The following is a 16,396-nucleotide window of genomic DNA, read 5'->3' on the forward strand; positions in this document are numbered from 1 at the left end:
GGCCCACCTCCTCCCGTCCGCACCGCGGACCTTGCCGTGCCCGCCCACACTCGGGCGCCGGACAAAGGTAGGCCCGCGGGCACCGTCAGCCAATCTGGTTATCCACAGGCCCTGTGCATGAACTGCCTGATGCTGTGGAGAACCCCGTGGATCCTGTGCACGGAGCGGGGGACAGCCGTGTGGACAAATTCATAGCCACCCCACCATCTCGCATCTGACCTGCGGTTTTTCCATCCACGGGCTGTGGGGGAGAAAAACTTTTCCAGCAGGACCAAGATCAGCACAAACGGCCCCGGCGAGCGACGGCCACCCAGCCCGAAGTAAGGACCAACATCACATTGCGTCTCTTACCTGTGGACGATTACATTGAACGTATGTCCCAGGCTCCCGCGGTTCCGAAGAACGTCCGCCGCCACCACGACCGCGAGATCATCGCACTCGCCGTACCGGCCTTCGGAGCTCTTGTCGCCGAGCCGCTCTTCGTGCTGGCCGACAGTGCCATCATCGGCCATCTCGGGACCCCGCAACTCGCCGGCCTGGGCATCGCCGCCGCGCTGCTCTCCACCGCGGTGAGCGTCTTCGTGTTCCTCGCGTACGCCACGACCGCCGCCGTCGCCCGCCGCGTCGGTGCCGGCGACCTTCCGGCCGCCATCCGTCAGGGCATGGACGGCATCTGGCTCGCCCTCCTCCTCGGCCTCGCCGTCGTCGCCGTCACCCTGCCCACCGCGCCCTGGGTCGTGGACGCCTTCGGGGCCTCCGACACGGCCGCCCCGTACGCCACCACCTACTTGAGGGTTTCCAGTCTCGGCATCCCCGCGATGCTCATGGTCCTCGCCGCCACCGGCGTCCTGCGCGGCCTGCAGAACACCCGGACTCCGCTGTACGTCGCCGTCGCCGGATTCACCGCCAACGTGGTGCTGAACGTCGTTCTGGTCTACGGCGCCGGCCTCGGCATCGCCGGCTCCGCCTGGGGCACCGTGATCGCCCAGTGCGGCATGGCCGCGGCGTACCTGGTCGTCGTCGTGCGAGGGGCGCGGCGCCACGGCGCCTCCCTCCGGCCGGACGCCGCCGGCATCCGGGCCAGCGCGCAGGCCGGGGTGCCGCTGCTGATCCGTACGCTGTCGCTGCGCGCGATCCTGATGATCGCCACCGCCATCGCGGCCCGGCTGAGCGACACCGATGTGGCCGCCCACCAGATCATCCTGTCGCTGTGGAGCCTGCTGGCGTTCGCTCTCGACGCCATCGCCATCGCGGGCCAGGCCATCATCGGCCGCTACCTGGGCGCGGGGGACACCGAAGGGGCCCGCGCGGCCTGCCGTCGCATGGTGCAGTGGGGCGTGGCCTCCGGCCTGGTGCTCGGCATCCTGGTCGTCGCCGCCCGGCCGCTGTTCATCCCGCTGTTCACCGCCGATGACGCCGTACACGACACCCTGCTTCCCGCACTGCTGGTAGTGGCCCTCTCCCAGCCGATCGCCGGGGTTGTCTTCGTCCTGGACGGCGTCCTGATGGGCGCCGGCGACGGCCCGTATCTGGCGGGGGCCATGGTGGTCACCCTGCTCGTGTTCGCGCCGGTCGCCCTGCTGGTTCCCGTACTCGGCGGTGGTCTGACGGCCCTGTGGTGGGCGATGACCCTGATGATGGCGATCCGGATGCTGACGCTGTGGCTGCGGACCCGCTCCGGCCGCTGGGTGGTCACCGGGGCGACCCGCTGAGGTGGTCACCGGGGCGACCCGCTGAGCACGACGACTTGGTCATGTTTCACGTGAAACGGGCCCGGTTTCACGTGAAACGTTCTCCCGCGTGACGAGGCCGCGATCGCGGCATGACGAAGGGCCGTCCCCTGACGGGAACGGCCCTTCATACGCTCAGCTCTGCTTGGTGCAGGGCTCAAGCTCAGGCAGCGACGACCTCGACACCGAGGTTCGCGGCGACCTCGGGGTGCAGACGCACGGACACCTGGTGCGAGCCCAGGGTCTTGATCGGCGCACCGAGCTCGACGCGGCGCTTGTCGACCTCCGGGCCACCGGCGGACTTGATCGCCGAGGCGATGTCAGCCGGGGTGACGGAGCCGAAGAGGCGGCCGGCGTCGCCGGAGCGAACGGCCAGACGCACCTTGACGCTCTCGAGCTGGGCCTTGATCTGGTTGGCCTGCTCGATCGTCGCGATCTCGTGGATCTTGCGGGCGCGGCGGATCTGCGCCACGTCCTTCTCGCCACCCTTGGTCCAGCGGATCGCGAAACCGCGCGGGACCAGGTAGTTGCGAGCGTAGCCGTCCTTGACGTCGACGACGTCGCCGGCAGCACCGAGGCCGGAGACCTCGTGGGTAAGGATGATCTTCATCAGTCGGTCACCCTTCCCTTAGCGCGCGGTGGACGTGTAGGGCAGCAGCGCCATCTCACGGCTGTTCTTGACGGCCGTGGCGACGTCACGCTGGTGCTGCGTGCAGTTGCCGGTCACGCGGCGGGCACGGATCTTGCCGCGGTCGGAAATGAACTTCCGCAGCATGTTCGTGTCCTTGTAGTCCACGTACGCGGTCTTGTCCTTGCAGAACGCGCAGACCTTCTTCTTAGGCTTGCGCACAGGCGGCTTCGCCATGGTGTTTCTCCTGTGTGATCAAGAAGTGGGGTACGAGTTGCCCTCGGATCCCGGACGCGGAGCGTCCTGCGGGTCCTAGAAGGGCGGCTCGTCCGAGTAGCCGCCGCCGGAGCTGCCGCCCCAGCCGCTGCCGCTGCCCTGCTGCTGACCGCCGGCCGGTGCGGCGCCACCCCAGGCGTCGTCGGCGGGAGCGCCGCCGCTCTGCTGGCCACCACCCGGGGCACCGCCCCAGGGGCCGCCGCCGCCCTGCTGGCCGCCGCCGTAGCCGCCCTGACCACCGCGGCCGGTGGTCTTGGTGACCTTGGCCGTGGCGTTCTTGAGGCTGGGGCCGACTTCCTCGACGTCCAGCTCGAAGACCGTGCGCTTGACGCCCTCGCGGTCCTCATAGGACCGCTGCTTCAGCCGGCCCTGCACGACGACGCGCATGCCTCGCTGGAGCGACTCGGCGACGTTCTCCGCCGCCTGGCGCCAGACCGAGCAGGTCAGGAACAGGCTCTCGCCGTCCTTCCACTCATTGGTCTGACGGTCGAAGGTGCGGGGAGTGGACGCGACACGGAACTTCGCGACCGCCGCACCGGACGGGGTGAAGCGCAGCTCGGGGTCGTCGACAAGGTTGCCGACGACCGTGATGACGGTCTCGCCTGCCATGGGTGAACCTCTCGGCGGGATTGCTTCTGGCTGCTTGCTGCTACTCGGACCCGATGACCTGTGAGCGGAAAGCTCAGTGGGTCTCGGGGCGGAGGACCTTGGTCCGGAGGACCGACTCGTTCAGGTTCATCTGGCGGTCGAGCTCCTTGACGACCGCAGGCTCGGCCTGCAGGTCGATGACCGAGTAGATGCCCTCGGGCTTCTTCTTGATCTCGTAAGCGAGACGACGACGGCCCCAGGTGTCGACCTTCTCCACCTTTCCGTTGCCCTCACGGACGACGGAGAGGAAGGTCTCGATCAGCGGGGAGACAGCACGCTCCTCGAGATCGGGGTCGAGAATGACCATCACCTCGTAGTGACGCATGTGGAACCCACCTCCTTTGGACTCAGCGGCCACGGTCGTTCCGTGGCAGGAGGGTCGTGATGCGTACGCAACGGTATCCGCGCGAACCGACAAGGGCCCTCGCATCGGAAGAATCAGAAGGAGGGGGGGGTCCTGTCCGCAGGACGCGTGTCCCCGAGCCTGGGCAGGCATGGGCAGACACCGGTGCAGAGGGTACAGAGTACCCGCACAGCTGCTTCCGGTTGAAATCCGGTGGTCAGGGGACGCAATCTGTACACAACGGGTGCGGGCGGCGCTACAGTGCGCCGCCTTACGGCACAGCCAGGAGGTGCCCCCATGGCTCAGGCATTCCAGCGTCATCCCTCCTCGTCCCTGTTCGCCACCGACGGCAAGCCGCATCCCCTCCAGGACACGCTCATGGTCGTGACCCTGGTCCTCGGCGCGCTGTCCTTCATCACGGCCCAGTTCCACCACCTGCACCTGATCAGCTCCTGGGCCGGCCTCGTGGGCATCATCACGGGCGCGTACGGCCAGTTCATCTCGGAGACGACACGAGAGCGGACGTTCCTGATCGTGGGCCTCGGCGCATCGGCCATCGGGTTCTTCCTCGGCATGGCACACGGCGGTCTGTTCGGCGGCGTCTTCGACTGACCCGCCGTAAGGCGACAGCCGGCGGGCGACATCCGACAGGCGACGTCCAACGGGCGGCAGCCGGCGGGCGCCGGTCCGCCCTCCCCGGCCGGCGTACGGACATTCCTGCCGTGCGGCCGGTCGGGGCGCTGCGTGGTGCCAGTAGGCTTCGGCGCGAGAGCCGGAAACCCCTGTACCGATGGGGGACACACCAGCCGAGGAGCGCCCCGCATGAGCCTGACCCTGAGGACCATCAGCCGAGAGCAGCATCTGGCATACATCCAGAGCCTGCCCGCGGCGAGTCACTGCCAGGTTCCGGCGTGGGCCGATGTGAAGACCGAGTGGCGCTCGGAGAACCTGGGCTGGTTCGACAGGGACGACCAGCTCGTCGGCGTGGGCCTCGTGCTGTACCGCCAGCTGCCGAAGATCAAGCGCTACCTCGCGTACCTGCCCGAGGGCCCGGTGATCAACTGGTACGCGCCCAATCTGGACGACTGGCTGCAGCCGATGCTCCAGCACCTCAAGAACCAGGGTGCGTTCTCGGTCAAGATGGGCCCGCCGGTGGTCATCCGCCGCTGGGACGCGCCCTCGATCAAGGCCGGAATCCAGGACCCGGAGGTCAAGCGGCTGCGGGACGTCGAGGCGACGCACATCGAGCCGCGCGCGTTCGAGGTGTCGGAGCGGCTCCGCAAGATGGGCTGGCAGCAGGGCGAGGACGGCGGCGCCGGCTTCGGCGACGTGCAGCCGCGCTACGTCTACCAGGTGCCGTTGGCCAACCGTTCGCTGGACGATGTGCTCAAGGGCTTCAACCAGCTGTGGCGGCGCAACATCAAGAAGGCCGAGAAGGCCGGCGTCGAGGTCGTCCAGGGCGGCTACGACGACCTCGCCGAGTGGCAGCGGCTGTACGAGATCACGGCCGTCCGCGACAAGTTCCGGCCGCGCCCCCTGTCGTACTTCCAGCGGATGTGGACCGTCCTCAACAACGAGGACCCCAACCGCATGCGCCTCTACTTCGCGCGGCACAACGGCGTGAACCTGTCCGCGGCCACCATGCTCGTAGTCGGCGGGCACGTCTGGTACTCGTACGGCGCCTCCGACAACATCGGCCGTGAGGTCCGCCCGTCCAACGCCATGCAGTGGCGGATGCTCCGCGACGCCTACGCGATGGGCGCGACCGTGTACGACCTGCGCGGCATCTCCGACTCGCTCGACGAGACGGACCATCTCTTCGGCCTGATCCAGTTCAAGGTCGGTACGGGCGGCGAGGCCGTCGAGTACATCGGTGAGTGGGACTTCCCGCTCAACAAGCTGCTGCACAAGGCACTCGACATCTACATGTCGCGCCGCTGACGGCCCCTTCCGTAGGCTCGTCAACGCCCCGCAGCCGTCCCGCACGGCGCCGCGCAGGCGTGTCCCCGTACCTCCGACACCGACACCCACAGCCACAGAAAGGGTCCGGACCGGCCATGGCGCTCTCCCTCTACGTCGACACCGCTCGCTGGCGGGCGCACCAGAAGTCCGTGATCGACCAGTTCCCCGGGCTCATCCCGGTCTGCAAGGGCAACGGGTACGGCTTCGGCCACGAGCGCCTGGCGGAGGAGGTGAACCGCTTCGGCGCCGACATGCTGGCCGTGGGCACGACGTACGAGGCCGCACGGATGAAGGACTGGTTCGGCGGCGACCTGCTGGTCCTCACGCCCTTCCGGCGCGGCGAGGAGCCGGTGCCGCTCCCTGACCGGGTCGTGCGTTCCGTATCGTCCGTGGACGGGGTGCACGCCCTGGTCGGCGCGCGCGTCGTCATCGAGTGCATGAGCTCCATGAAGCGGCACGGCGTCAGCGAGGAGGACCTCGGCCGGCTGCACGCGGCCATCGACGACGTACGGCTCGAAGGCTTCGCGCTGCACCTGCCGCTGGACCGCACGGACGGCTCGGACGCCGTCGAGGAGGTCATCGGCTGGATGGACCGGCTGCGCGCCGCGCGGCTGCCGCTGCACACCATGTTCGTCAGCCACATGAGCGCCGACGAGCTGGCGCGGCTCCAGCAGCAGTTCCCGCAGACCCGTTTCCGGGCGCGGATCGGTACGCGGCTGTGGCTGGGTGACCACGAGGCGACGGAGTACCGGGGCGCCGTCCTCGACGTCACCCGCGTCGCCAAGGGGGACCGTTTCGGCTACCGCCAGCAGCGTGCCGCGTCGGACGGCTGGCTGGTCGTGGTGGCGGGCGGCACCTCGCACGGTGTTGGCCTGGAGGCGCCGAAGGCCATGCACGGCGTGATGCCGCGCGCCAAGGGCGTGGCCCGGGCCGGCCTGGCGACGGTCAACCGGAACCTTTCGCCGTTCGTGTGGGCGGGCAAGCAGCGCTGGTTCGCGGAGCCGCCGCACATGCAGGTGTCGATCCTGTTCGTGCCGTCGGACGCGCAGGAGCCGAAGGTCGGCGACGAGCTGGTCGCCCACCTCCGGCACACGACCACCCAGTACGACCGGATGGTCGACCGCTAGGCCGCAGGCCCAGCGGGCCCGGCGGGGGCGACAGGCCCCGTCGGGCCCGCCATGCCCGCAGTGCCGGCCGGTCCCGCAGTGCCGGCCGGTCCCGCAGTGCCGGCTGCCGGTCCCGCGGTGTCCGCCGGTCCCGCCCACTCCGCCGTGCCGCTGGGCCACGCGGCTGCGGGTGAGGCGGGCCGCCCCAGCACGAACACGTCCTCCGCGCCGTCCAGGACGCCTCCGGACGGATCGTCCGACCCGTCCTGCCGTACCGGGTCGCGGTCCGGCCGCAGGATGTCCCGCACGATCATGGCGCACAGGAACAGCGTTCCGGCCAGGTGCAGCACGATGGCGAAGTGATAGCCGTCCTGCGGCAGCCCGTGCTTGTGGTTCGTCGTGACGTACACGAGGTACATCCAGATGCCGAGGAAGTACGCGACCTCGCACGCCTGCCAGATCAGGAAGTCACGCCAGCGCGGCCGGGCGAGCGCGGCGAGCGGGATCAGCCACAGGACGTACTGCGGCGAGTAGACCTTGTTGGTGAGGATGAAGGCGGCCACCACCAGGAACGCGAGCTGCGCGAAGCGTGGCCGGCGCGGCGCGGCCAGGGCCAGCCCGGCGATGCCGGCGCAGGCGGCGACCATCAGCACGATCGCGTACAGGTTGACGGCCTCCACGTCGATGCTGGCGCCCGCGCGCTGGGTGAGGACCAGCCAGAAGGACCCGAAGTCGATGTTCCGGTCCTGGCTGAAGACGTAGAACCGCTTCCAGCCCTCCGGCGCCAGCACCATCACGGGCAGGTTCACGGCCAGCCACGCCCCGGCCGTGCCGAGCAGCGCCACGGCGAATTCCCGCCATTTCCAGGCGCGCCAGCACAGCACCAGCACCGGTCCGAGCAGCAGGAACGGGTACAGCTTGGCCGCCGTTGCGAGGCCCAGCAGGATGCCGAAGGCCAGCGCCCGGCCCCGGCTCCACATCAGCATCGCGGCCGCGGTCAGGGCGAGGGCCAGCAGATCCCAGTTGATCGTCGCGGTCAGGACGAACGCGGGAGCGAGCGCCACCAGCAGCGCGTCCCACGGGCGGCGGCGATGCGTCCGCGCGACGCACACCACGAGCACGGCGGTGCAGACGAGCAGCATGCCCGCGTTGACCATCCAGTACATCTGCTGGCGGAACTGCATGTCGCTGCCGCCCGGCGTCAGCCATGCCGCGACCTGCATGAAGAGGCCCGTGAGTACCGGGTACTCCAGGTACTGCATGTCGCCCGCGAACCGGTCGAAGTACGGGATCAGCCCGTCGGAGAAGCCGCGCCCGACGAAGAGGTGCGGGATGTCCGAGTAGCACGCGTGCGTGTACTGCGATGCCGCCCCACGGAACCACGCCCAGTTGTAACAGGGCAGCTTCTGCACCATGCCCAGGGCGAACATCCCGATCGCCACGAGGGCGACCACCCGTACCGGGCTGAGGCGGCTGGTGCCGAGCTGTGCCCAACGGCCGACGGGGCCGCCGATCACCTCGCTGCCGGCTGCTGCGACCTCGTCCCGACGGGTGGGGCATACGACGGGCTGGGGCTCGGGGGCGCTCGTCTTCTGTGGGCTCGGCATGGGGGACATCCTGCCGTACGGCTCCGGGAACGCGGCGAGGGCCGCCGCACCGCTGTACGCACACGCTGTACGTACGGGGTACGACGGCCCTCACCGAGGTGCGGTGCCGCGCGGCGGCGCTAGCCTCCCACGCCGCCCCACCAGCCTCCGCCGCCACCGTTGCCGTTGCCGTTGCCGCCGGTGGTGCTGGTCGGCGTCGACGTGGTGTCGCCGCCGCCTTCGGTGGTCGTTCCGCCCTCCGTGACCCCGCCGTCGGTGGTACCTCCGGAGTCGGTCGTGCCCTCCGTGTCGCCGCCTCCGCCGCCGTTCTGGCCGCCGCTGTCCGTGGCGCAGTCCCAGTCGAGGGGGCCGCAGGTCTTGCCCGGCTTGGGGTCCTTGGACTCCTCGTCCTTGTCCTTGTCCTTCGTCTCGGACGCGCTCGGGGACGGGCTCGTCGACTCCGTCGGGCTCTCCGACACCGTCTCGGTCGGCGTCGGCTCGGGGCTCTTCGCGCCACCGCCGTACACCGGCTCGGCGTCCAGGGGCTCCGGCTCGGGGAACTTCTTCACCGGCTGTCCCTTGAGCGCCGTGGACATGTACGACTGCCAGATGGACGACGGGAACGACGAACCGTGGATCTTCTGGCGGCCACCCGTGCCGAACATCTCCAGGAACTTCCGGTTCTTGTTCGACGCGTCGTCGTCGAGGCGGTACATGTCGATCGCCGTCGAGAGCTGCGGGGTGTACCCGACGAACCAGGCCGACTTGTTGCCGTCCGTCGTACCCGTCTTGCCGGCGACCGGACGGCCCGGGATCCGAGCGTTCTTTCCGGTGCCCTTCTCGACGACGTCCACGAGGACGTCGGTGATGTTGCTGGAGACGGCGCTGGAGAAGGCGCGCTTCGCCTTGACCTCGTGCTTGAAAACGACGTCCCCACCCTTCTTGACCTCGGTGACGGAGTACGGGTCGCGCTGCTCGCCGTTGGCGGCGAAGGTGCTGTAGGCGCTCGCCATGCGGATGGCGCTGGGGTCGGAGATACCGATCGAGAACGACGGCACTTCGCCCGGCGCGAGGCTGCTCTCCAGGAGACCGGCTTCGATGGCCGTCTCGCGGACCTTGTCGATGCCGATGTCCATGCCGAGCTGCACGAACGGCGAGTTGGCGGAATGGATCATCGCTTCACGGAGGTTGATGTCCTTGTAGTTCTCGTCACCGTCGTTGACCTGCAGCCACTCCTTGCCCTCCTCGTTCTGCCAGACGGTGCCGTCGTAGTTCTTGATCTTCAGCTTGTTCTTGCCGCTGTAGATCGCGGTGTCCGGGTCGATGCGGGTGCGGTCCTCCAGCTCTTGGACCTTGCCCTTGTTCGGATCCCGGACGCCGATCTCCATGCCCGCCGCGAGGACGAACGGTTTGAAGGTCGAGCCGACCTGGGCGCCGGTCTGGTCCGCGTTGTTGGTGAAGTGCTTGGTCGCGTCGGTGCCGCCGTAGACGGCGACGATGGCCCCGGTCGTCGGATCGACCGAGGCGCCGCCGAACTGGACATGCGTGTCCGTCTCGGGCCGCTTCTTGGGGTCGATGTGCTCTTCGTAGACCTTCTTCACCGACTGTTCGAGCGCGTCGACCTTGGGCTTCTCGAAAGTCGTGTAGATCTCGTAGCCGCCGTGGGAGAGCATCTCAGCCGTGATGCCCTGGTCGTTGTTGTTGATGAAGTAGGCCTTGGCCAGGTCCACCAGGTAGCCGATCTGTCCGCCGAGCTGGGCCTGCTTCTTCGGCGGGTCGGGCATCGGGAAGGTCTTGGTGGCGTTGGCGTACTCGGCGTCGGTGAGGTGGCCGTCGTTCCGCATCTCGCCGAGGATCCACTTCCAGCGCTTGATCGCCCGCTCTGTGTTGTCCTTGGCGTTGGCGCCGGGATCGATCTCCGGAGCGCCGGCCGGGTCGTAGTAGGTGGCGCCCTTCAGCAGCGAGGCGAGGAACGCGCACTCGCTGGCGCTGAGGTTCTTGGCCTCCTTGCCGTAATACGTCCGCGCTGCTGCCTGAATCCCGTAGGCACCCCGCCCGAAGTACGAGGTGTTCAGATAGCCGGCCATGATCTCGTCTTTGGTGAGCTCGTTGTTCACCTTGATGGAGATGAAGAGCTCCTGGACCTTCCGGTCCAGCGTCTGGGCCTGGTTGTTCAGACGGTTGTTCTTGACGTACTGCTGGGTGATGGTGGAGCCGCCCTGGGTCTGTCCGCCCGTGGCCATCTTGAACACGGCGCGGGCGATGCCCATGGGGTCGATACCCGCGTCGTCGCGGAAGGTCTTGTTCTCCGCCGAGATCACCGCGTTCTGCATGTCCAGCGGGATGTCGCCGATGCCGATGATCTGGCGGTTCACCTCACCACCGGTCGCGGCCATCTGCGTCTTGTCGGCCCAGTAGTAGACGTTGTTCTGCGCCGTCGCGGCCTTGTCCGGCTCCGGCAGTCCCACCGTGGCGTACGCGTACGTCGCCGCGCCCATCAGGCCGCCCATGAACGCGAGGAACAGCCCGGTGATGAGCTTCCAGGACGGCACCCAGCGGCGCCAGCCGTACTTGTCGTAACGCGGGTAGTCGATCAGCCGCTTCTTGCCGGGCCCGGCCGCGCGGCCACCGCCCCCGCGCCCACCTGCTGCGCGGCCGCCGCCACCGTGCCCGCGGCCACGGCCGCCACGCTGGGCGGCCCGCCGAGCCTCGGCCCGACCGCCGTAAGCAGGGGTCTCGCCGTACTGTTCGGAAGGGGACCCTGTACTGACATCACGCGCCCGGGCCGACCTGCGGCCGGAAGGCTGCTGTGCAGCTCGCCGGGCCGCGGCACGGCCGCCACCCTGCGGCTGCGGCGGTTTGCGACGGTGCTCGCTCATCGAACGACTACTCCTCGGGCAGGCGAGTACGCCTGGAAGCGGCAGCTGAGTTCCGGTCCCCCCGAAATGGCTCGGACAAGCCCACCGGGCTCGTCCGCCATGCACCCACGACGAGGACGTCCCCCGACGTCACATGGTTCCCGGTGGTGTGCATGCCGCACAGACTACGCACGGCCAAAACCTCCCTTGAGCCGAAGTTCACCCCAAATCCGGCAACTCGCTTACTGCGAATTGAGGATGTGACGCCGTTCACGACCGCCCCACTTGTCGGCACCGGACCGCCGTTCTATCGTCGGGATGTATCGAGCCGATACATCAGGACGGCATAACGAGCGGCGGCACGGAGGAGGAAGCAGCTCATGAGCAGGCGCTCCGGCATCCTCGAGTTCGCCGTCCTGGGTCTGCTCCGGGAAGCTCCGATGCACGGGTACGAGCTGCGCAAGCGGCTCAACACGTCGCTGGGCATCTTCCGCGCCTTCAGCTACGGCACGCTCTACCCCTGCCTCAAGACGCTGGTCGCCAACGGCTGGCTGATCGAGGAGCCGGGCAGCGCCCCGGAGGACGCCCTCGCCGCTTCCCTCTCGGGACGACGCGCGAAGATCGTCTACCGGTTGACCGCGGAAGGTAAGGAGCACTTCGAGGAACTCCTGTCCCACTCGGGTCCGGACTCCTGGGAGGACGAGCACTTCGCGGCTCGCTTCGCCTTCTTCGGCCAGACGGAGCGCGAGGTGCGGATGCGGGTCCTGGAAGGCCGCCGCAGCCGCCTCGAGGAGCGCCTGGAGAAGATGCGCGCCTCGCTCGCCCGTACGCGGGAGCGCCTGGACGACTACACGCTCGAACTGCAGCGCCACGGCATGGAGTCCGTGGAGCGTGAGGTGCGCTGGCTGAACGAGCTCATCGAGAGCGAGCGGGCCGGGCGGGATCAGCGACGGTCCGGCTCGGACGGCGCGGCCACCTCCGACGGGCCCGCCGGGCGGAACAGCACATCTGGAGAGACGGGCGGCCTGCCCCGGCACGGGGGCAGTACCCGGCCGGATCCGTCCGACGACACCACCAAGTGAGTCCCTGCGCACCCGCAGGGACTTGTCGAGAACAAACAGGGAGCAACCGGAATGGGTTCGGTTCGCGTAGCCATCGTCGGCGTGGGCAACTGCGCCGCCTCGCTGGTGCAGGGCGTCGAGTACTACAAGGACGCCGACCCGGCGAGCAAGGTGCCGGGACTGATGCACGTCCAGTTCGGCGACTACCACGTGCGGGACGTCGAGTTCGTCGCCGCCTTCGACGTGGACGCGAAGAAGGTGGGTCTCGACCTCGCCGACGCCATCGGCGCCAGCGAGAACAACACCATCAAGATCTGCGATGTGCCGAGCACCGGTGTGAAGGTCCAGCGCGGCCACACCCTCGACGGTCTGGGCAAGTACTACCGCCAGACCATCGAGGAGTCCGCCGAGGCGCCGGTCGACGTCGTCCAGGTCCTCAAGGACAAGCAGGTCGACGTCCTGGTCTGTTACCTGCCCGTCGGCTCCGAGGACGCGGCGAAGTTCTACGCCCAGTGCGCCATCGACGCCAAGGTCGCGTTCGTCAACGCCCTCCCGGTCTTCATCGCCGGCACCAAGGAGTGGGCCGACAAGTTCACCGAGGCGGGCGTCCCGATCGTCGGCGACGACATCAAGTCGCAGGTCGGCGCCACCATCACGCACCGCGTCATGGCGAAGCTGTTCGAGGACCGGGGCGTCATCCTGGACCGCACGATGCAGCTGAACGTCGGCGGCAACATGGACTTCAAGAACATGCTCGAGCGCGAGCGCCTGGAGTCCAAGAAGATCTCCAAGACGCAGGCCGTCACCTCCCAGATCCCCGACCGCGACCTGGGCGAGAACAACGTCCACATCGGCCCGTCCGACTACGTGGCCTGGCTCGACGACCGCAAGTGGGCGTACGTGCGCCTGGAGGGCCGGGCCTTCGGTGACGTCCCGCTGAACCTCGAGTACAAGCTCGAGGTGTGGGACTCCCCGAACTCCGCGGGCGTCATCATCGACGCGCTGCGCGCCGCGAAGATCGCCAAGGACCGGGGCATCGGCGGCCCGATCCTCTCCGCGTCCTCGTACTTCATGAAGTCCCCGCCGGTTCAGTACTTCGACGACGAGGCCCGCACGAGCGTCGAGAAGTTCATCAAGGGCGAGGTCGAGCGCTAAGCACCGGTCAAGAGCGCCCCGCTCTCGCGGCGTTGAGGTCCCCGTGGCGCAAGCCCGGGGACCTTCGCCGTATGTGACCCTTGCTGTCATGCCCGTCGTACGTGATCTGCGCGTACTCCTGCGCCTGACGAACTTCCGCCGCCTGCTCGCCGTACGACTCCTCTCCCAGTGCGCCGACGGCGTCTACCAGGTCGCCGTGGCGACCTATGTCGTCTTCTCACCGGAGAGGCAGGCCACCCCCGTCGACATCGCCTCCGCGATGGCGGTCCTGCTGTTGCCGTACTCCCTCATCGGGCCCTTCGCCGGGGTGCTGCTCGACCGCTGGCGGCGCCGCCAGGTCCTGCTGTACGGGAATCTGCTGCGCGCCGTGCTCGCCGCGGGCACCGCGCTCCTGATCCTGTCGTCCGTACCGGCCTGGCTCTTCTACGTCTCCGCGCTGTCCGTGACAGGGGTCAACCGCTTCGTCCTGGCGGGGCTGTCCGCCGCGCTGCCGCGCGTCGTCGACACCGACCGGCTCGTCATGGCCAACTCGCTCTCGCCGACCGCGGGCACGCTCGCCGCCACGGCGGGCGGCGGGCTGGCCTTCGCCGTACGGCTGGTCGCCGAAGGCTCCGACGCCCTGGTCGTGCTCCTGGGCGCCGCGATCTACCTGTCCTCCGCGCTCGCCTCCCTGCGCATGGGGCGCGAGCTGCTCGGCCCGGACCCGGACGTCGCCGTCCCCCGGATCGGCGCCGCCCTCGTCTCGACCGCTCGCGGCCTGTGGAGCGGGCTGCGGCATCTGGCGGAGCGCCACGCCGCCGCGCAGGCGCTGGCCGCTGTGACCCTGGCCCGGTTCTGCTACGGCGCGCTCACGGTGACCGTGCTGATGCTCAGCCGCTACGCCTGGACGACCAGCGAATCCGAAGGGCTGGCCCTGCTGGGCCTCGCGGTCGTGGTCTCGGGTGCCGGCTTCTTCACCGCCGCGGTGATCACCCCGTGGGCAGCCGAGAAGCTCGGGACCGGCGGCTGGATGGCGGTCTGCGCCGGCTCCGCGGCCGTCCTGGAGCCCGCCCTGGGGCTTCCTTTCTCACCGGTGACCGTCATGATCGCCGCCTATGTCCTCGGGCTCATCACCCAGGCCACGAAGATCTCCACGGACACGGTCGTCCAGAAGTCCGTGGACGACGCCTACCGGGGCCGGGTCTTCGCCCTGTACGACATGCTGTTCAACGTCGCGTTCGTCGCGGCCGCCGGCGTGGCCGCGCTGATGCTGCCGCCGGACGGCCGCTCCGTGCACCTCATCGTCACCGTCGCGGTGCTGTACGCCCTCTCCGCCACGGCACTGGCCCGGTGGCGCCCCTGACAGAACGGGCGGGGCGGTGTTTCACGTGAAACACCGCCCCGCCCTCGTGGACGATCCGCTGTCCCCGGTGTCATGTTTCACGTGAAACATGAGGCGTCGCGGGCTCGGTCCGGTCTCAGCTCTGAGCCGCCCACCACTCCTTGAGCGCGGCCACCGCCGCGTCGTGCTCCATCGGGCCGTTCTCCAGCCTCAGCTCCAGCAGGAACTTGTAGGCACGGCCGACGTCGGGTCCGGGACGGATCCCGAGGACTTCCTGGATCTGGTTGCCGTCGAGGTCGGGGCGGATCGCGTCCAGCTCCTCCTGCTCCTGGAGCTGCGCGATACGGGCCTCCAGGCCGTCGTAGGCGCGGGACAGCGCACCGGCCTTGCGCTTGTTGCGCGTCGTGCAGTCGGAGCGCGTCAGCTTGTGGAGCCGGGTCAGCAGAGGTCCGGCGTCCCGCACATAGCGGCGCACGGCGGAGTCGGTCCATTCACCGGCGCCGTAGCCGTGGAAGCGAAGATGGAGCTCCACCAGCCGCGACACGTCCTTGACCAGGTCGTTCGAGTACTTGAGCGCGGTCATGCGCCTCTTGGTCATCTTCGCCCCGACCACCTCATGGTGGTGGAAGGACACCCGGCCGTCCGGTTCGAAGCGCCGGGTCCGGGGCTTGCCGATGTCGTGCAGGAGCGCCGCCAGACGGAGCACCAGGTCGGGCCCGTCCTCCTCCAGGTCGATCGCCTGCTCCAGCACGGTCAGCGAGTGCTCGTAGACGTCCTTGTGCCGGTGGTGCTCATCGCTCTCCAGGCGCAGCGCGGGCAGCTCTGGCAGCACCCGGTCCGCGAGGCCGGTGTCCACCAGGAGCGCCAGGCCCTTGCGCGGGTGCGCGGAGAGCAGCAGCTTGTTCAGCTCGTCCCGCACACGCTCGGCGGAGACGATGTCGAGCCGGGCGGCCATCTCGTTCATCGCCGAGACGACCTCGGGAGCCACCTCGAAGTCGAGCTGCGCGGCGAAGCGGGCCGCGCGCATCATCCGGAGCGGGTCGTCGGAGAAGGACTCCTGCGGAGTGCCCGGTGTCCGCAGGATCCGCTGCGCGAGATCCTCGAGGCCGCCGTGAGGGTCGACGAACTCCTTCTCGGGCAGCGCGACCGCCATCGCGTTGACGGTGAAGTCGCGCCGTACGAGGTCCTCCTCGATGGAGTCGCCGTAGGAGACCTCGGGCTTACGGGAGGTGCGGTCGTACGCCTCGGAGCGGTACGTCGTGATCTCGATCTGGTAGCGCTGCACAGCGTCTCCGACGCGGGCGTCCTTCTGCGCCCCCACCGTGCCGAACGCGATGCCGACCTCCCACACCGCATCGGCCCATGGCCGGACGATCTTCAGTACGTCCTCAGGGCGGGCGTCCGTGGTGAAGTCCAGATCGTTGCCGAGCCTGCCGAGCAGGGCGTCCCTGACCGATCCGCCGACCAGCGCCAGGCGGAAGCCGGCGTCCTGGAAACGGCGGGCGAGATCGTCGGCCACGGGGGACACGCGCAGCAGCTCACTGACCGCGCGGCGTTGCACCTGGCTCAGGGCAGTCGGGTTGTCTTCATTGGCGTTCGGCACAACAGAACAGGGTACGTGGCCCGGACCGGGGCGGCGTCCTTGATTTTTCGCGGCCTCCGGTACTCTCCCTCGATCTTGTGGAGCGCATCCGCAGCACTTAGGCGCGGCGCGTCTCGTTA

At 68.9% G+C, this 16,396-nt stretch carries 14 protein-coding genes; 7 read left to right on the forward strand and 7 right to left on the reverse strand.

The window, feature by feature from the left end; genetic code table 11:
- Positions 1-374: 374 nt before the first annotated feature.
- Positions 375-1,712, forward strand: coding sequence for an MATE family efflux transporter (locus HTZ82_RS22810; protein ID WP_175411318.1), 1,338 nt, complete (start codon positions 375-377; stop codon positions 1,710-1,712).
- Positions 1,713-1,893: 181 nt separating this feature from the next.
- Here HTZ82_RS22810 and rplI read toward each other — a convergent pair whose 3' ends face one another.
- The 4 genes from rplI to rpsF all read right to left on the reverse strand — a co-directional run bounded on the left by rplI (position 1,894) and on the right by rpsF (position 3,607).
- Positions 1,894-2,340 (reverse strand): 50S ribosomal protein L9, encoded by a 447-nt coding sequence (gene rplI, locus HTZ82_RS22815; protein WP_175411319.1) that lies wholly within the window; start codon positions 2,338-2,340, stop codon positions 1,894-1,896.
- Positions 2,341-2,358: 18 nt separating this feature from the next.
- The gene (gene rpsR / locus HTZ82_RS22820) at positions 2,359-2,595 is read right to left on the reverse strand and encodes a 30S ribosomal protein S18 (protein ID WP_005315025.1); all 237 of its coding nucleotides are present in this window, start codon (positions 2,593-2,595) and stop codon (positions 2,359-2,361) included.
- A gap of 75 nt (positions 2,596-2,670) precedes the next feature.
- On the reverse strand, positions 2,671-3,243 hold the full coding sequence (locus HTZ82_RS22825; protein ID WP_175411320.1) for a single-stranded DNA-binding protein: 573 nt from the start codon (positions 3,241-3,243) through the stop codon (positions 2,671-2,673).
- A 73-nt stretch (positions 3,244-3,316) separates the two neighbouring features.
- Positions 3,317-3,607, reverse strand: coding sequence for a 30S ribosomal protein S6 (gene rpsF, locus HTZ82_RS22830; RefSeq protein WP_175411321.1), 291 nt, complete (start codon positions 3,605-3,607; stop codon positions 3,317-3,319).
- Positions 3,608-3,922: 315 nt separating this feature from the next.
- On the opposite strand from rpsF, the gene HTZ82_RS22835 reads away from it, so the two are divergent.
- From HTZ82_RS22835 to HTZ82_RS22845, 3 genes are all read left to right on the forward strand, one after another.
- Positions 3,923-4,237 carry a hypothetical protein gene (locus tag HTZ82_RS22835; protein WP_175411322.1) on the forward strand — a complete coding sequence of 105 codons (315 nt, stop codon included), beginning with the start codon at positions 3,923-3,925 and terminating at the stop codon, positions 4,235-4,237.
- Positions 4,238-4,447: 210 nt separating this feature from the next.
- Entirely contained in the window at positions 4,448-5,566 is a 1,119-nt protein-coding gene (locus HTZ82_RS22840) for a peptidoglycan bridge formation glycyltransferase FemA/FemB family protein (protein ID WP_175411323.1), read from the forward strand.
- 116 nt (positions 5,567-5,682) lie between these two features.
- Positions 5,683-6,714, forward strand: coding sequence for an alanine racemase (locus tag HTZ82_RS22845; RefSeq protein ID WP_175411324.1), 1,032 nt, complete (start codon positions 5,683-5,685; stop codon positions 6,712-6,714).
- On the opposite strand, the gene HTZ82_RS22850 is transcribed toward HTZ82_RS22845, so the two are convergent.
- Positions 6,711-8,300, reverse strand: coding sequence for a glycosyltransferase family 87 protein (locus HTZ82_RS22850; RefSeq protein WP_175411325.1), 1,590 nt, complete (start codon positions 8,298-8,300; stop codon positions 6,711-6,713). The two genes, HTZ82_RS22845 and HTZ82_RS22850, sit on opposite strands and share 4 nt — an antisense overlap.
- A gap of 119 nt (positions 8,301-8,419) precedes the next feature.
- Positions 8,420-11,158, reverse strand: a complete 2,739-nt coding sequence (locus HTZ82_RS22855; protein ID WP_175411326.1) for a transglycosylase domain-containing protein — start codon at positions 11,156-11,158, stop codon at positions 8,420-8,422.
- A 359-nt stretch (positions 11,159-11,517) separates the two neighbouring features.
- Here HTZ82_RS22855 and HTZ82_RS22860 point away from each other — a divergent pair, with 359 nt between their 5' ends.
- From HTZ82_RS22860 to HTZ82_RS22870, 3 genes are all read left to right on the forward strand, one after another.
- A complete protein-coding gene (locus tag HTZ82_RS22860) occupies positions 11,518-12,219 on the forward strand; it encodes a PadR family transcriptional regulator (RefSeq protein WP_175411327.1) in 702 nt (233 codons plus the stop codon).
- A gap of 51 nt (positions 12,220-12,270) precedes the next feature.
- Positions 12,271-13,353 carry an inositol-3-phosphate synthase gene (locus HTZ82_RS22865; RefSeq protein ID WP_175411328.1) on the forward strand — a complete coding sequence of 361 codons (1,083 nt, stop codon included), beginning with the start codon at positions 12,271-12,273 and terminating at the stop codon, positions 13,351-13,353.
- Positions 13,354-13,441: 88 nt separating this feature from the next.
- Positions 13,442-14,695 carry an MFS transporter gene (locus HTZ82_RS22870; RefSeq protein ID WP_175411329.1) on the forward strand — a complete coding sequence of 418 codons (1,254 nt, stop codon included), beginning with the start codon at positions 13,442-13,444 and terminating at the stop codon, positions 14,693-14,695.
- A 115-nt stretch (positions 14,696-14,810) separates the two neighbouring features.
- Here HTZ82_RS22870 and HTZ82_RS22875 read toward each other — a convergent pair whose 3' ends face one another.
- On the reverse strand, positions 14,811-16,277 hold the full coding sequence (locus tag HTZ82_RS22875) for a CCA tRNA nucleotidyltransferase (RefSeq protein WP_175411330.1): 1,467 nt from the start codon (positions 16,275-16,277) through the stop codon (positions 14,811-14,813).
- Between the last annotated feature and the right edge of the window lie 119 nt (positions 16,278-16,396).

It is taken from the genome of Streptomyces sp. TRM64462 (assembly GCF_013362995.1).
Taxonomy (GTDB): domain Bacteria; phylum Actinomycetota; class Actinomycetes; order Streptomycetales; family Streptomycetaceae; genus Streptomyces.

What these genes read in the sequence shown, in the direction of transcription:
- HTZ82_RS22810 (WP_175411318.1), top strand. Translation starts at nt 375, where the DNA reads ATGTCCCAGGCTCCCGCGGTTCCGAAGAACGTCCGCCGCCACCACGAC.
- rplI (WP_175411319.1), bottom strand. Translation starts at nt 2,340, where the DNA reads ATGAAGATCATCCTTACCCACGAGGTCTCCGGCCTCGGTGCTGCCGGC.
- rpsR (WP_005315025.1), bottom strand. Translation starts at nt 2,595, where the DNA reads ATGGCGAAGCCGCCTGTGCGCAAGCCTAAGAAGAAGGTCTGCGCGTTC.
- HTZ82_RS22825 (WP_175411320.1), bottom strand. Translation starts at nt 3,243, where the DNA reads ATGGCAGGCGAGACCGTCATCACGGTCGTCGGCAACCTTGTCGACGAC.
- rpsF (WP_175411321.1), bottom strand. Translation starts at nt 3,607, where the DNA reads ATGCGTCACTACGAGGTGATGGTCATTCTCGACCCCGATCTCGAGGAG.
- HTZ82_RS22835 (WP_175411322.1), top strand. Translation starts at nt 3,923, where the DNA reads ATGGCTCAGGCATTCCAGCGTCATCCCTCCTCGTCCCTGTTCGCCACC.
- HTZ82_RS22840 (WP_175411323.1), top strand. Translation starts at nt 4,448, where the DNA reads ATGAGCCTGACCCTGAGGACCATCAGCCGAGAGCAGCATCTGGCATAC.
- HTZ82_RS22845 (WP_175411324.1), top strand. Translation starts at nt 5,683, where the DNA reads ATGGCGCTCTCCCTCTACGTCGACACCGCTCGCTGGCGGGCGCACCAG.
- HTZ82_RS22850 (WP_175411325.1), bottom strand. Translation starts at nt 8,300, where the DNA reads ATGCCGAGCCCACAGAAGACGAGCGCCCCCGAGCCCCAGCCCGTCGTA.
- HTZ82_RS22855 (WP_175411326.1), bottom strand. Translation starts at nt 11,158, where the DNA reads ATGAGCGAGCACCGTCGCAAACCGCCGCAGCCGCAGGGTGGCGGCCGT.
- HTZ82_RS22860 (WP_175411327.1), top strand. Translation starts at nt 11,518, where the DNA reads ATGAGCAGGCGCTCCGGCATCCTCGAGTTCGCCGTCCTGGGTCTGCTC.
- HTZ82_RS22865 (WP_175411328.1), top strand. Translation starts at nt 12,271, where the DNA reads ATGGGTTCGGTTCGCGTAGCCATCGTCGGCGTGGGCAACTGCGCCGCC.
- HTZ82_RS22870 (WP_175411329.1), top strand. Translation starts at nt 13,442, where the DNA reads ATGCCCGTCGTACGTGATCTGCGCGTACTCCTGCGCCTGACGAACTTC.